Here is a 13,556-nt window from a genome sequence, read left to right as displayed (position 1 = left end):
CTCCCGATGAGCCTGAATTGACATAGGGGGATACCCCCATTTTAGCGCAAGATGATCAAGTGGGATGCCCCTCTTGAATACTATGCTATGTCCTTCTTCAAAGAAGAACGTTTAGGACACTATTGGTTCAGAATGCGTTTATGAAGGCTTGGATGGCTTTGGATGGTTTTAGAGGAGATGCTCAATTGTCAACTTGGCTTTTTCAGATTGTTACATACGAGGCATTGGGTCTTTTAAGAAAGAATAAAAACGAGAGAAACGCCCGAATTGAGGTCAACGATGACAATGCTTATCTGCTTGACAATGCCGTCGCCCATATATCTATCGACGGAAAAGAGACCGAAGCAAAATTAGAAAGAGCGATCGAACAACTTCCTGACAAGCAGAAGCTGGTTTTTAAACTAAGATATTATGAAGAGATGCCTTACAATAAGATGTCAAAGCTGACAGATACTTCAGAGGGGGCTTTGAAAGCTTCGTATCATCATGCTGTTAAAAAGGTGGAGGAGTTTGTTTTGTCTGAAGATTAAACTTTCATTTTTTATCTCATCAAACAGATATAATTGATCAGTAAATAGATATATCACAATTTATATGGCTGAAAAATCAAATAACAATACGGATAAGGAGCAGCTCAAAGATCATCTGTCGGCAGAGTATTTTGATACGTTAAATGATAGAATAATGGAGCGTATCGACAGTATGGAGAAGATGACAGAAGAGAGACCAAAGAGTTTTAAAGTAATCTTCAAACCCATACTTTATATGGCTGCATCTTTTTTGTTGGTGATGGGAGGCGTCAAGATGTTGCAGTGGACAGTCAAAGATCACCAGTCTCAAGAGATTGCTTCAAAAGATCTTTCTCATCAAGATGAAGATGAATATTACGATTACTTTATGACTGTATACGATGATGCTGTGTTGGATGATTTAATGACTGAGAAATTTGATAGTGTAAGTTCTCAGCCGTTAGACGATGATCAGATGTCTTACAACCAATAGTTATCATAACCTAATTCCATTATGAATAATATAGCTAAGAAAGTACTTCTTGTTATTTCTATGATGCTTTGTGTGGCAGCAGGGCATACATCTTGTGCTTATGGCAATGTTTCGGATCAAGATACTCAGAAAAAAGAGTGTAGATTGAGAAAGAAAACAGGAAAACTGCTCCAAAAGTACGAGTCATATATTATGAAAGAGCTCAATTTGACGAAGGAGGAGGCGAACCGCTTTTTCCCTTTGTATAGAGAATTGGACAATAAGTGCTTTGAGATCTGGAAGGATCTTCATAAAAGAATGGTTGACATAGAGTCTAAGAAAAATCCTTCAAAGGAGGAGGTTAGGGCTTATGTAGAGGCAATGACAAAAGCAAAAGTACAGACTGCTAATTTGCAAAATCAGTATTATCAGAGGTTTTTAGAGTTTATTCCGGGTGAAAAACTCGTTAGATTGACAACGTTGAAAAGAAAGTTTGCTCAAAAGTATTTCAATAAGATAGTTAGATGAAGTCTTAATAAAGTTGGTAAGTTTTAGAAAGAAATAGAAACTAAAGAATTAGATTCGATTCAATGTAAGACGATTTCGGAAAGAATTTACAATAGCTTTTTAACACCTTCTAATAATCACGCCGATAGGTTAGAGCCCTGCTGGATGTTGTAACATTTTTTGTTACAGTCCACGACAGGGCTTTGTTGTATCTTGAAGTTGGAAGTCATTTTGTGTCTAACAGCGAACTTCTTTTGACAATCAAATTGATTGCTGTTGTTTAGTTGTCCAAGGAACATTTTGGATGTTTATTCCAACCATTTCAATTGATTCAATTCTTTAAACTACCTTTGGTGTCGATAAATAATCAAATTATAAAAGAATATTATGAGTGCAGTAGATAGAAATATGTTCGTGGCTTGTTCATACGAGCTTTATGCAGGTGCTGATGCAGAAAAAGAATTGGTCGAAAAAACAGAAGACCAAAGACCACTTGAGTTTATTTGTGGTATGGGTATGATGTTGCCGGCATTCGAAAAAAACCTTACAGGTCTTAAGCCCGGTGATAAATTCGATTTTACTCTTTCTTCTGATGATGCCTATGGAAGCTATCAGGAGGAATATATTTTGACAATCCAAAAATCTGTGTTCCTAAATGAAAAAGGTGAATTTGATTCGGAAAATGTCTATGTGGGAAATGTTTTGCCAATGAATGACTCCGAAGGAAACCTCCTAAGAGGACAGGTTGTGGAAATATTGGATGATGCAGTGAAGATGGATTTTAATCACCCCTTGGCTAATATGGAGCTCCATTTTGTCGGAGAAATCATTGAGGTAAGAGAAGCTACTGCAGAAGACAACAGCAAGTTCTTTGCTTCAAGTTGCGGTTGTGGCTGCGGTTGTGGTGAAGGAGATGATTGTGGCTGTGGCGGTGGAGAAGAATGTGGTTGCGGCGGTGGAAGCTGTGGCTGTCACTAATCTTTGTTACCGACAAACAGATTATTTTATATTGATCGTTGGTCATAAATTATATGATTGTTTGAAAGAGAGTTTTTGAAGTATTTCGGCTGTAAGACAGATAGATGAGAGCTATTTGAAATCTATACAGTCCAAAAAGGTAGTAGCAAAAAACTTCAAACAATACGACGAGATTCAAATGATGATCTCTTTATGAATCCCCTATAGAGCAGTATTTATAGCTGTTTTATAGGGGATTTCTTCTATTTTGGCGATATATTTCTCGTTTCATTAAGATTTGCCACTTTGATTGTGTACCTTTGCAATAGCGAAGTGTGAAATCGGATTATATCACCTACTATATATTTGGAAGTCCTTTTAGACTGTATAATTTGATTTATTCTTTGCGTTGAGACTTTTCTTACTACTTCTCCTGTTGAAAATGGGAGGGAGTATTGAGGACTTGTTTGGATGATCCTAATGCAGAGAAAGGTCTTTTGTTGTTGCAATTTTATTGACAAGCAGAAGTATAATTAACTAAATGAAAAGACTTGTATTGCTAAGACACGGTGAGAGTGTCTGGAATAAAGAAAACAGATTTACCGGCTGGACAGATGTTGATTTGACCGAAAAGGGCGTTCAGGAGGCTTTGAGTGCCGGAGAACAGCTCAAAAAGGCCGGCTTCAGATTTGGGAAGGCTTACACCTCTTATCTGAAAAGAGCTATTAAGACACTGAATAACGTTCTCGATGTGATGGACCTTGATTGGATCCCGGTTGAGAAAGATTGGAGACTCAATGAAAAGCATTATGGAATGCTCCAAGGACTAAATAAAGCAGAGACAGCTGCAAAGTATGGTGATGAGCAGGTACTCATTTGGAGAAGAAGTTTTGATGTACCTCCTGCACCATTGGCAAAAGATGATGAGCGTTCACCGCTAATAGATCCTCGCTATGCAGCGATAGACCCAAAAGATTTGCCTTTGACAGAATCCCTAAAAGATACCATTCATCGTCTTTTACCTTATTGGAATGAAACAATTTTCCCAACACTAAAAGAGTGTGACGATGTTATTGTAACGGCCCATGGCAATAGCTTAAGGTCAATTATCAAGGAGCTCAAAGGTATTTCGGATAAAGATATCATTAGTCTAAACTTGCCAACTGCCATTCCTTATGTGTTTGAGTTTGACGATAACCTCAAACTTCAAAAGGATTACTTTTTGGGAGACCCGGAAGTAATTAAGAAGCTGATGGAGGCAGTGGCTAACCAAGCTAAGGGTGTCTAACGTTATCGTATTGTCATCATAAATTATATCAAATATATCATATCTATGAAAAAAGCAATCAAACCTGCTGAATTGGCAGCGAAGTTTAAAGATGGTATGACCATCATGATCGGTGGATTCCTTGGAAATGGTACACCGGAACGTATCGTTGACGAATTGGTAAAGAGTGGAGTGAAAGATCTTACTCTTATCTCAAACGACACATCTTATCCTGATAGAGGCTGTGGACGATTGATCGCTAATCACCAAGTGAAGAAGCTTATTGCATCTCACATCGGTACTAATAAAATGACTGGTGAACAGATGAACAATAAGGAACTTGAAGTTGAATTTAGCCCTCAAGGTACATTGGCTGAAAGAATCAGAGTAGGTGGTTCAGGTCTTGGCGGTGTACTGACAAGAACAGGTATTGGTACCGTTATTGAAGAAGGTAAGGAAAAAGTTACTGTTGACGGTGTTGAATATCTTCTCGAAAAGCCACTTAGAGCTGACTTTGCTTTCATCAAGGGTAATATCGGTGATGAGTTTGGAAACCTTGTTTATCTTGGAACAACTAAGAACTTCCAACCTATGATGGCAATGGCTGCTGATACTGTAGTGGCTGAGATCGATAAGATTGTTCCTCAAGGAGAAATCGAACCGCATGAAGTTCACACAAGCGGTATCTTTGTAGATTATATTTTAGAATAAAGTATAGTCACTATATCTTAATACTGAGAGGCGTGTCAAAAGACATGCCTCTCTTTTTTATTTCAGTGGGGAAAGGGAAATCTAATGGATAATCCCATGTTCTATCTACTTTTGGGGGATTATTTGAAGATGTCTTTGGAGAAAAACTTCATTTGCCTTAGGATTTGCTGTTGTCTTTTTATCATATAGGGGGACGGCTTTGCTGAAGAAAATCTTCTTGGATTGGGCAGCGTGGCTGCTATCAGGGCACAGTTTGCTTTTGAAAGTGTGGCCGCACTTTTATGGAAATGTTGCTGAGCCACAGCTTCTACACCATATATTCCATCTCCCATTTCAATAGAATTGAGATATACCTCTGCTATTCTTTCTTTGCTCCAAAATAGTTCGATCAAAACAGTAAAATATGCCTCTAAACCTTTTCTTACCCATGATCTTTGAGGCCAAAGAAAGACATTTTTTGCTGTTTGCTGACTAATCGTACTGGCTCCTCTTTTCTTTTTGTGTGTTTTATTGTGTTCGGCAGCATCTTTGATTGCTTCAAAATCAAATCCATGGTGTGTCATAAATCTTTGATCTTCACTGGCAATGACTGCAATGGGCATATTGATTGTCATCTTCTCGATTGGAACCCATGTATGATAAGTTTTCACCTCTTTGCCTTCACTTCTGTTTTGGATGGATCGAATAAACATCAGCGGAGTGTAATACACAGGTACAAAGCGATATAAAACAACCATTGATATGCTTGAAATAAAGAACGTTAGTACTGTCCACTTGATTGTTTTAAGAAAGAAATTCCCTTTGCCTTTATGATTGCTGTTTCTTTTTTTGCCCATACGAATTCATTTTACGAGTATGCAATGGTCTCGGTATGTTCCATTGTCAATCAAAATACAAAGGAACAAAATTTAAATAGCTTCTTGAAGATAGTCCTTATAAATAAGGTGAATGTTTATATCTTTGTGAGATAATAGGCAGTAGTCTTTTACGAGTATTTGGCCATTCTGCGTGCATATGTATTTCATTCATGTGGAAAGTGTGATGAGACCTATTAAATTTTAAGGAATAACAAAGATAAATTAGCATATGGAATTAGCATCAAAGTACAATCCGCAAGATGTGGAGAGTAAGTGGTATAAGTATTGGTTGGATCATAAGTTGTTTTCTTCTAAACCTGATGGAAGGCCTTCTTACACAGTGGTCATCCCACCTCCAAATGTGACGGGTGTGCTTCATATGGGGCATATGCTTAACAATACCATTCAGGATATATTGGTGCGTCGTGCCAGAATGAATGGATTTAATGCCTGCTGGGTTCCCGGTACAGACCATGCTTCTATTGCGACAGAGGCCAAAGTGGTGAATAAGCTGGCGCAGAATGGTATCAAGAAGACGGATCTTAGTCGTCAGCAATTTCTTGATCATGCTTGGGATTGGACGCGAGAACACGGAGGTATTATTCTTGAGCAACTTAAGCGTCTCGGAGCATCTTGTGACTGGGACCGAACAGCTTTTACGATGGATGAAGTCAGATCGAAGTCTGTGATTGATGTTTTTTGCGATCTATATGACAAAGGTCTTATTTATCGTGGTGTAAGAGTGGTCAATTGGGACCCCAAAGCCTTGACAGCCTTGAGCGATGAGGAGGTGATTTACAAGGAGTCTAAAGGTGAGTTGTATTATTTGAAATATTTCTTGGAAGATGATCCAAAGGACTATATCGTGGTAGCTACAACTCGACCCGAGACTATTATGGGAGACACTGCCGTATGTATCAATCCAAATGATGAACGCTACGGCCGTCTTAAAGGAAAGAAGGTGATTGTGCCCGGGCAGGGTAGAGCTGTGCCTATTATCTTAGATGAATATGTAGATATCGAGTTCGGTACCGGTTGTCTTAAGGTAACTCCCGCTCATGATATCAATGACTATAACTTGGGTCAAAAGCACAATCTTAAGACGATAGATATTTTCAATGACAATGGTACTCTCAATAAGTTTGGTGGCAAATATGAGGGTATGGATCGCTTTGATGTAAGAAAGCAGATTGTAGAAGACCTTAAGGCGGAAGGTTTGATAGAGAAGATCGAAGCCTACACCAATAAAGTTGGTTATAGCGAGCGTACAGATGTTGTTATTGAACCTAAACTCTCTATGCAGTGGTTCCTGAGAATGGAAGATTTGGCTAAGCCGGCTTTGGAAGTTGTGGAAAGTGATGATATTCAGCTTCATCCTGCCAAGTTTAAGAATACATATCGCCATTGGATGGAGAATATCAAGGACTGGTGTATCAGTAGACAATTATGGTGGGGTCATCAGATCCCGGCGTATTATTTGCCTGATGGACAGGTTGTCGTAGCTCCCAATGAGGAAGAGGCTTTGGCAAAAGCTCGCAAGTTGGAGGGGCATGAAACCCTTGCTCAAGAAGATTTGAGAAGAGATTCGGATTGTCTTGATACTTGGTTCTCTTCATGGCTTTGGCCCATCTCGGTTTTTAGCGATTTGAAGGATAGAAAAGATAATAAAGAACTCAGCTACTATTATCCCACTTCTGTTTTGGTGACAGGTCCGGATATTATCTTCTTCTGGGTTGCCAGAATGATTATGGCCGGTATGGAATATATGGGAAAGAAGCCGTTTAATAATGTATATTTCACCGGCATTGTAAGAGATTCGCTTGGTCGCAAGATGTCCAAAAGTCTTGGCAACTCTCCCGATCCAATTTTGCTGATGGATAAGTATGGAGCTGATGGTGTCAGAATGGGGATGATGATGGCAGCCCCTGCCGGCAATGACGTACTTTTTGATGAGGCTCTTTGTGAACAGGGACGTAATTTCTGCAACAAGATCTGGAATGCTTTCCGCCTTGTGACTATGTGGCAACCCAAAGAGGGAATAGCTCAGCCGGAATATGCTCGTCTGGCTATTGACTGGATGGCAATGCGTATAGATGAAGCGAAGATCGAATTGGATGATCTTTTCAGTAAATATCGTATTAGCGAAGCCCTTACTTTGGTGTATAAGTTATTTAGAGAAGATTTTTCTGCATGGTATCTCGAGATTGTAAAGCCTCCTTATGGTGAGCCTATAGATCAAAAGACCTTGGACTCAACAAAAGCCTTCTTTGAGCAGTTGTTGGAGCTGCTACACCCATTTATGCCGTTTATTACAGAAGAGGTTTGGCAACATATGGCGGAGCGAAAAGATGGCGAGAGCTTGATGATTAAGGAATATCTGAAGCCTGGACAAATTGACAAGGATATGCTTGCCAAGTTTGAGCATATGCAGGGCGTGATTACCTCTATCAGAAACATCAGACTTAGCAAGAATATTGCCAATAAGGAGCCTCTAACGCTTGAAGCTGAATTGGCTCATGACAAAGCCATGGATTGTATCATCATGAAACTTGCCAACATAAGTGAGATCAAGCTGTGTGAAAAATTATCTACAGATGCTCCCTCATTTATGGTTGAGACAAGTCAGTATGCGCTTCCAATTGCAGGTAATATTGATGTTGAAGCCGAATTGGCCAAGTTGCAGGCAGATCTTGATCATCAGCATAAGTTCCTCCAAGGGGTGATGAAAAAGTTATCCAACGAACGATTTGTGAGCAATGCTCCCGAAGCTGTGGTCAATCTCGAGAAAAAGAAGAAGTCCGATGCTGAAGCTCGTATCGAAAGTATTAAGCAGAGTATAGAAGCTTTGAAGAAATAAGATACCTTTGTAGAGGATATGACCGGGTCTTGACTCTTGTCATATCCTCGGCGAAGGCCTCCGTGTTGTAAGAACAAGTTCAGTCAAACATAAAAGCATAACGAAACCTATGAAATTTGAAAAAGAGAAAGAACTGCTAAAAGGTATGTTTTTATCTATAGCAGATGATGAGAATGAAAAGTTTGTATCCTCTATACATGATCTCTTTATTCAAGTAGATCAGGCGACAGGGGATGTGCAGGTGTATGATGACAATGATAAGTTGTTGGCATCAAAGGTTATTTATAAATGGATTGTCGAAGAAGATGCTAAGAATGAAGAGGTGTCGCAAGACATCATCGCAACTCTAAAAGATTTGATGAGAGAACTCCAGGAGGAAGAGTATTTCGATTCTCTTCTTTTTGAAACGCCTTTGTCTGTTCAATTGGTCAGATCTGACTTCTCTGTTATCGAAGAACTGCTATTTGTAGATGACGATATTATGCTGGTAAGTGACCCTCTTTTGAAAGGTGTAGATGAGGATTTGGATAAATTTATTTCCAAATTACTTGCAGATTAAAATAATCTTCTTACCTTTGCAACCGCTTTGGCCGATGAGACGACACGGTGGCTTCGGCTAAGTTTAAGGCCGAAATAGCTCAGTTGGTAGAGCAATTCATTCGTAATGAATAGGTCGCCGGTTCGAGTCCGGCTCTCGGCTCTGGCTAAAAGATTGTTGTTAATGTGTTTGGCTGCGTCGATCGGGTTTCCGACGACGCAGTTTTTTCTTTTAGGTATCTCTGAATGAGACCTTTATCCTATTCTTCCATACTCTTTGGAATCTATTCCAAGACCAATGAAGAAGACTCTATTCTTCAATTTCGGGTAGGAAAACGATCCCTTTATCATTGCCTCCTTGTATTTGATTTCCTCCTTCCTTATACCCCTTCATATCATCATATTCTTTTGGACACCGATTTGTATTGTTGATGAAAATACACTTTCTATCATTAAACCTTATATCTTTGTACTTATAGTTGAGACTTCCTGTTAATACGTTATTGTGTATGCTTAAACAAGGAGATATAGTAGGTGGTCGTTATGAAATTGTCGACCTTCTTCAGGAGGGGCAATGTGTGCGATATTATTCGGCACAGCACCGAGAGCTTGATATGCGGTATTGCGTTCATGAATATGATTTGGAGGTGATAACGGAATCCAATATCAATCAGCAGCGTAAGCCTGTGGAGCATGATGATTTGCTGGAGCATTTTGCTGCCAGATTGCTGACCGAGCTGAAGGAGTATGCTCTATTGAAGCATCCTAATTTGCAAAGGGTCGTTGATCTTTTTAGGAGTGGTCTTTTTGTCTATTGCGTTACCCCATATTTCGGTGATGTTCGTTTGTTACAGTCCCATTCTTTTTCACTTCCTGCCTCACTTAAGGATACAGAGCGTGTCATTAGATCTATGGCTGATGTTTTGAAGTATCTTCATAATCATCAGTTTTGTCATTTGACTTTTTGTCCCGGAGATATTTTACTCACAGAGAGTGACAAGATTATACTACTTTGTCCATCCTTTGTTTTACAACTTCCCGGAGTAGGTTTGCAGCCGGTACATTCTAAGATGGAAGGTTTTGCGGCTCCTGAGCGATATTCTAAATTTGGACAGGTTTGTCCCGAGATGGATACATATTCTCTCACAGCTCTTTTGTATTACCTTCTTACTTCTCAAAGGCCCCCTTCTTCCATAACTTTTACGATCGATCATCCACTTCCTCACAATAAGATGTTAAGTGATGAGGTTTATTCTTTCTTACGCAAGGGAATGGATCCGGTTCCGGAGAAGAGGTTTTGCTCGATTAAAGAATGGCTTGTTGGCTATGACAAGTTATTGAGAGATCAATCTACAGTTGAGTCTTATGCCAGCAAGTCTTATGGAGACTCCAAAGCACAGAAATCTTCATTCGCACGCAAGCGTCAGTTGGAAGGGAAAAAGAGAGAATACGTTCCTCAGGGCAATCGTCCCCGACCAATAGTTAAACCTCACAGATTTTTGTTTGGAGTTGTGCTGTTGGCATTGGCTGTCGTAGTGGCTTTATCTTTGATGATAAGTGTGCTGACTACCAATAATACTATTAATAGCAGCGGACACAAGAATTATCAAGATAGTGATGCTGTACCATCTCTCGAATTATACAATCCACGCAAGATCAAACATAGAGGACAACCACAGAAAGAATATCAAGATGTTCTTAACAGGGAGGATTCAACTGCCAAAGAAGTGATACCTTTGGAAGATAGTACAAGGATTGAGCATCATAACAGTCATGAGCAAGATACCCCTTCAGATAAGAATCCGATTGACGGCTTTAGCAACAATGAATAAAATATTTGATGTCAAGAAGCTGTTTATTATTTGAGAAGATGTATCTATGACCTTGAAATTCAATTGGATTGTTTTGATCAATTTCCAACATTGCCTTAGATAAGGGTGACTTATATTGAAATAAATGAAAGCGAATAAAGAATTTAGAAGAGTGTTTTTGATTGCCGGCAGTGAGCCTCTTGGAAGTGCCGGAATGCAGGCAGATATTAAGGCAATCAGTGCTTGTGGTGCTTTTGCTGCTGCAGCTTTGACTACGATAGTAAATGAAGATACGCATGGAGTAAAAGGAATTTTTGCAATACCGGAAGATATGGTTTCCGGTCAGAGTCATTCGTATCTTTCTGATGTCAAGGCACATTGTATCAAGACCGGTATGCTTTTTAGTCGTTCCCTTATAGAATGTGTGGCAAATGTTTTAACCCATTATCGCGAAGTTCCGATGGTGATAGATCCGGTCATGGTCGATACCAATGGATATAGATTGATAGAAGAGGATGCTGTCGAGGCTTACAAGCAGTTTTTGTTTCCATTGGCTGCTATTATCACTCCCAATAGTAGAGAAGCTGAGCTTTTGCTTCAGCATCCAATAACGATTGATAGTGCCAATGAAGATTTGAAAACTCTTTGTCAATGGGGCAATGCCGTGATTGTAAAGTCGGTCCATCAAGGAAATAAACTCTATGACTTTTTCTATGACCCCAAAACGAAGATTCAACGAGTTTATACCAAAGAGAGAATAGATACACACAATGTCAATGGTTCGGGAGACTCATTTGCAAGTGCCATAGCTGCATATATTGCAAGGGGTTATCATATTGAAGATGCTGTGGAAAGAGCAGAACATTTTATCCAAAATGCAATCTCTGAAGGTGCTCAATATGCTTTTGGATGTGGTTTTGGTCCTGTATGTCAGTTGTACGAGTCTGTTGTAGATAATGAACGCGAAGATATTGCATATCAGTGCAGTTTGTTGGAAAAGAATTTCAAAAAGGAACAACTTATTGAGGAGCAGAAGACTCTATGTAGCAGGCTCTTGAAGCATCCGAAAATCATCAAGTCTGATGTTATCCTTGGATATATTGCTGAAGAGGGTCAAATCGACATTACAGAAGCAATGAATCTTCTTGCAAAAGAGAAGAGAGTGGTAGTACCTATGATGGATAAGAATGACATATACCTTGTCGAGTATCCTGACGAACCGGGAAAAGAGCCCAAAGTATTTAAGGATTATCACATGATTGAGGCTGCGCTCATTCCCTTCGATGTAGTGGACTATGAAGGACATTGGCATAGAGAAGATAGAACATTGTATGAAAAGCTATTCTTCGCAATGGTAAATGCTCATAAAATCGCGGTCGTGTCAAGTTGTAGAAAAGTAGGAAGATTGCCATTCAAAGTAAAAGAGACCTTGATAGACGAAGTTTTATAGTGCTTTTTTATCAATCAATTATTTCTATTAGGAGGTTTATTCTTCGAGATCTTTCTCCAGTTCGTCTCTTAATTCTGTAAGAATCTTTCCTTTATATTGAAAGTATTTGGGTCCTTGATATGTATCGGAAGGGAACCTTTTATCATCAGGCATGTACATTTTGGCAAATCCTGTCATGGTCATAACTCTGTCATTGTACATAATGTGCCTTTGATCTATTACTTTCACTTTTTGCCCTGTGGGAATAAAGGTTATTTCTTCTCCTATTTCTATCCCTGCCATTGAGAATTTGAATGCCTTTCTATTAGATTTGTTTTGTTTAGTAATATCTGGTGTTTGACCATAATCGAGATGAGGTATATTGTCTTGGTAAATATAAACTTCTGCGTCATCAATGAGTGCAGCTATATCTCGGAAGATGTCTAAAGCAACGGCGGGATCAACATTAAAGAATTCTCTATTCTTGCGAATTCTCATATCTGTAAGCCTATCAATTGTCTTATGAACCAGTTTTTCAACTTGATTGAATTTCTCAGTTTTGATGGTTGCATAAATGTCAAATGGAAGAGGAATAGCCGTGTTGTCAAGCTCTTTTGATCGAATATCAACTTGTCTCTTGCTTTTCCCAATCTTTATCCAATCGTCTGAGAAACTTTGATTGGTTAGGATATACACATAGCCTTTTCGATCCTTTGTAGAAAGTTGGTTTTGATCTTTGTCTGACATAATTTAGCTGATATTTAAATTCCTTCAAAGTTAAACAAAATATAGATCCCTGTACCTCTGGAGAGGTTGTTTATTATGTGTTGTATTTTGACTATTGGATAGTCTGTAATGGACAGCCTTCTTTCTGTGGGTAATTGAGAAGTCCCTATCCAAATAATGTTGATATGCTTCATAAGATATTTGAGTTGTTCAATTAGGTGGATAGGATCATTGTTGTTGATTGTTTACCATTGCTGTCCGGTAAATTCGTACTTTCATTCATTTCTATACTTTTTTATGCAAGCTAAAAGGTTGCAAAAAGGACTGATATCCCGTCTCTAAAGTGTCAGCCCTTACTTTTTTAGCTATTAAAACTTTACCGTGTAGCAATAATTCTGAACTAAATCGTTTAGGACATTATTAGTTGGATAGTATTCTGTGTTGTTTAAGAGGATCGTTTTTAGTATCTTAGTCGTTCATAGAGAATAAGATCCATGGAGATGAGCATATTACTTACCATACTTTTCATTATCACTTCGCTTGGAGGATTATTCCTTCAAAGGGGTAAGATATGTCTTGTCACCGGGGAGCAAATGGAAGCCTCCTTAACCATCAAATACAATCTCAAGAATGGTCTTCCTATATGGGCTGTGAAGTTCGTAGAAGGAGAGGTTTATTTGTTAAATATTGTTGCCTTGATTGTGGATCTAAAAGCTACTCAAACAACACTCATTCAACCACAAAATCTCAAATTCGAGGGTTAGGGTCACTTGACCTTTCTAACGACTTTGGGGCTGTGTCAAAATTCCATTTGGCGCAGCCCTTTCTGTTTTTTGAAAAAAGTTTCAACTTTCTCTATATTAAGTCTTTTCCATGTTATTAATAATAGTTATCTTTATGGTATACAAATAGTTAT

At 38.9% G+C, this 13,556-nt stretch carries 13 protein-coding genes and 1 tRNA gene; 12 read left to right on the top strand and 2 right to left on the bottom strand.

All coding sequences use genetic code 11. The features are described 5' to 3' along the window. Positions 1 to 122 precede the first annotated feature (122 nt). The 6 genes from ACFO3G_RS05525 to ACFO3G_RS05500 all read left to right on the top strand — a co-directional run bounded on the left by ACFO3G_RS05525 (position 123) and on the right by ACFO3G_RS05500 (position 4,423). Positions 123 to 530, top strand: a complete 408-nt coding sequence (locus ACFO3G_RS05525) for an RNA polymerase sigma factor (protein ID WP_380078760.1) — start codon at positions 123 to 125, stop codon at positions 528 to 530. Positions 531 to 594: 64 nt separating this feature from the next. After that, on the top strand, positions 595 to 1,002 hold the full coding sequence (locus ACFO3G_RS05520; RefSeq protein ID WP_380078758.1) for a hypothetical protein: 408 nt from the start codon (positions 595 to 597) through the stop codon (positions 1,000 to 1,002). 21 nt (positions 1,003 to 1,023) lie between these two features. After that, complete coding sequence (locus ACFO3G_RS05515) at positions 1,024 to 1,509, top strand: hypothetical protein (RefSeq protein ID WP_380078756.1); 486 nt, start codon at positions 1,024 to 1,026, stop codon at positions 1,507 to 1,509. A 366-nt stretch (positions 1,510 to 1,875) separates the two neighbouring features. Continuing rightward, positions 1,876 to 2,466 carry an FKBP-type peptidyl-prolyl cis-trans isomerase gene (locus ACFO3G_RS05510; protein ID WP_380078754.1) on the top strand — a complete coding sequence of 197 codons (591 nt, stop codon included), beginning with the start codon at positions 1,876 to 1,878 and terminating at the stop codon, positions 2,464 to 2,466. Between the two features lie 520 nt (positions 2,467 to 2,986). Next, on the top strand, positions 2,987 to 3,733 hold the full coding sequence (gene gpmA / locus ACFO3G_RS05505; RefSeq protein ID WP_380078752.1) for a 2,3-diphosphoglycerate-dependent phosphoglycerate mutase: 747 nt from the start codon (positions 2,987 to 2,989) through the stop codon (positions 3,731 to 3,733). Positions 3,734 to 3,778: 45 nt separating this feature from the next. After that, entirely contained in the window at positions 3,779 to 4,423 is a 645-nt protein-coding gene (locus ACFO3G_RS05500; protein ID WP_380078750.1) for a CoA transferase subunit A, read from the top strand. A gap of 119 nt (positions 4,424 to 4,542) precedes the next feature. Here ACFO3G_RS05500 and mtgA read toward each other — a convergent pair whose 3' ends face one another. Continuing rightward, entirely contained in the window at positions 4,543 to 5,259 is a 717-nt protein-coding gene (mtgA, locus tag ACFO3G_RS05495) for a monofunctional biosynthetic peptidoglycan transglycosylase (protein ID WP_380078748.1), read from the bottom strand. 250 nt (positions 5,260 to 5,509) lie between these two features. On the opposite strand from mtgA, the gene ACFO3G_RS05490 reads away from it, so the two are divergent. From ACFO3G_RS05490 to thiD, 5 genes are all read left to right on the top strand, one after another. Then, positions 5,510 to 8,137 carry a valine--tRNA ligase gene (locus ACFO3G_RS05490; RefSeq protein WP_380078746.1) on the top strand — a complete coding sequence of 876 codons (2,628 nt, stop codon included), beginning with the start codon at positions 5,510 to 5,512 and terminating at the stop codon, positions 8,135 to 8,137. Between the two features lie 109 nt (positions 8,138 to 8,246). Further along, positions 8,247 to 8,696 carry a hypothetical protein gene (locus tag ACFO3G_RS05485; RefSeq protein ID WP_380078744.1) on the top strand — a complete coding sequence of 150 codons (450 nt, stop codon included), beginning with the start codon at positions 8,247 to 8,249 and terminating at the stop codon, positions 8,694 to 8,696. A 68-nt stretch (positions 8,697 to 8,764) separates the two neighbouring features. Beyond that, positions 8,765 to 8,837, top strand: a tRNA-Thr gene (locus ACFO3G_RS05480). 346 nt (positions 8,838 to 9,183) lie between these two features. Next, positions 9,184 to 10,506 (top strand): protein kinase domain-containing protein, encoded by a 1,323-nt coding sequence (locus ACFO3G_RS05475; RefSeq protein ID WP_380078742.1) that lies wholly within the window; start codon positions 9,184 to 9,186, stop codon positions 10,504 to 10,506. 124 nt (positions 10,507 to 10,630) lie between these two features. Next, complete coding sequence (thiD, locus tag ACFO3G_RS05470) at positions 10,631 to 11,935, top strand: bifunctional hydroxymethylpyrimidine kinase/phosphomethylpyrimidine kinase (protein WP_380078740.1); 1,305 nt, start codon at positions 10,631 to 10,633, stop codon at positions 11,933 to 11,935. Positions 11,936 to 11,971: 36 nt separating this feature from the next. On the opposite strand, the gene ACFO3G_RS05465 is transcribed toward thiD, so the two are convergent. Further along, positions 11,972 to 12,661, bottom strand: a complete 690-nt coding sequence (locus ACFO3G_RS05465; RefSeq protein WP_380078738.1) for a GIY-YIG nuclease family protein — start codon at positions 12,659 to 12,661, stop codon at positions 11,972 to 11,974. A gap of 473 nt (positions 12,662 to 13,134) precedes the next feature. On the opposite strand from ACFO3G_RS05465, the gene ACFO3G_RS05460 reads away from it, so the two are divergent. Beyond that, positions 13,135 to 13,404: a hypothetical protein gene (locus tag ACFO3G_RS05460; protein ID WP_380078736.1), complete on the top strand. Its 270-nt coding sequence runs from the start codon at positions 13,135 to 13,137 to the stop codon at positions 13,402 to 13,404. The last annotated feature ends 152 nt before the right edge of the window (positions 13,405 to 13,556 follow it).

This window comes from Falsiporphyromonas endometrii (genome assembly GCF_042654485.1).
Taxonomy (GTDB): domain Bacteria; phylum Bacteroidota; class Bacteroidia; order Bacteroidales; family Porphyromonadaceae; genus Porphyromonas; species Porphyromonas endometrii.
The sequence above is the reverse complement of the archived record's forward strand: the minus strand, read 5'-3'. Positions and strand labels throughout refer to the sequence as shown.

Coding starts and splice junctions, on each gene's coding strand:
- ACFO3G_RS05520 (WP_380078758.1), top strand. CDS start 595: ATGGCTGAAAAATCAAATAACAATACGGATAAGGAGCAGCTCAAAGAT.
- ACFO3G_RS05515 (WP_380078756.1), top strand. CDS start 1,024: ATGAATAATATAGCTAAGAAAGTACTTCTTGTTATTTCTATGATGCTT.
- ACFO3G_RS05510 (WP_380078754.1), top strand. CDS start 1,876: ATGAGTGCAGTAGATAGAAATATGTTCGTGGCTTGTTCATACGAGCTT.
- gpmA (WP_380078752.1), top strand. CDS start 2,987: ATGAAAAGACTTGTATTGCTAAGACACGGTGAGAGTGTCTGGAATAAA.
- ACFO3G_RS05500 (WP_380078750.1), top strand. CDS start 3,779: ATGAAAAAAGCAATCAAACCTGCTGAATTGGCAGCGAAGTTTAAAGAT.
- mtgA (WP_380078748.1), bottom strand. CDS start 5,259: ATGGGCAAAAAAAGAAACAGCAATCATAAAGGCAAAGGGAATTTCTTT.
- ACFO3G_RS05490 (WP_380078746.1), top strand. CDS start 5,510: ATGGAATTAGCATCAAAGTACAATCCGCAAGATGTGGAGAGTAAGTGG.
- ACFO3G_RS05485 (WP_380078744.1), top strand. CDS start 8,247: ATGAAATTTGAAAAAGAGAAAGAACTGCTAAAAGGTATGTTTTTATCT.
- ACFO3G_RS05475 (WP_380078742.1), top strand. CDS start 9,184: ATGCTTAAACAAGGAGATATAGTAGGTGGTCGTTATGAAATTGTCGAC.
- thiD (WP_380078740.1), top strand. CDS start 10,631: ATGAAAGCGAATAAAGAATTTAGAAGAGTGTTTTTGATTGCCGGCAGT.
- ACFO3G_RS05465 (WP_380078738.1), bottom strand. CDS start 12,661: ATGTCAGACAAAGATCAAAACCAACTTTCTACAAAGGATCGAAAAGGC.
- ACFO3G_RS05460 (WP_380078736.1), top strand. CDS start 13,135: ATGGAGATGAGCATATTACTTACCATACTTTTCATTATCACTTCGCTT.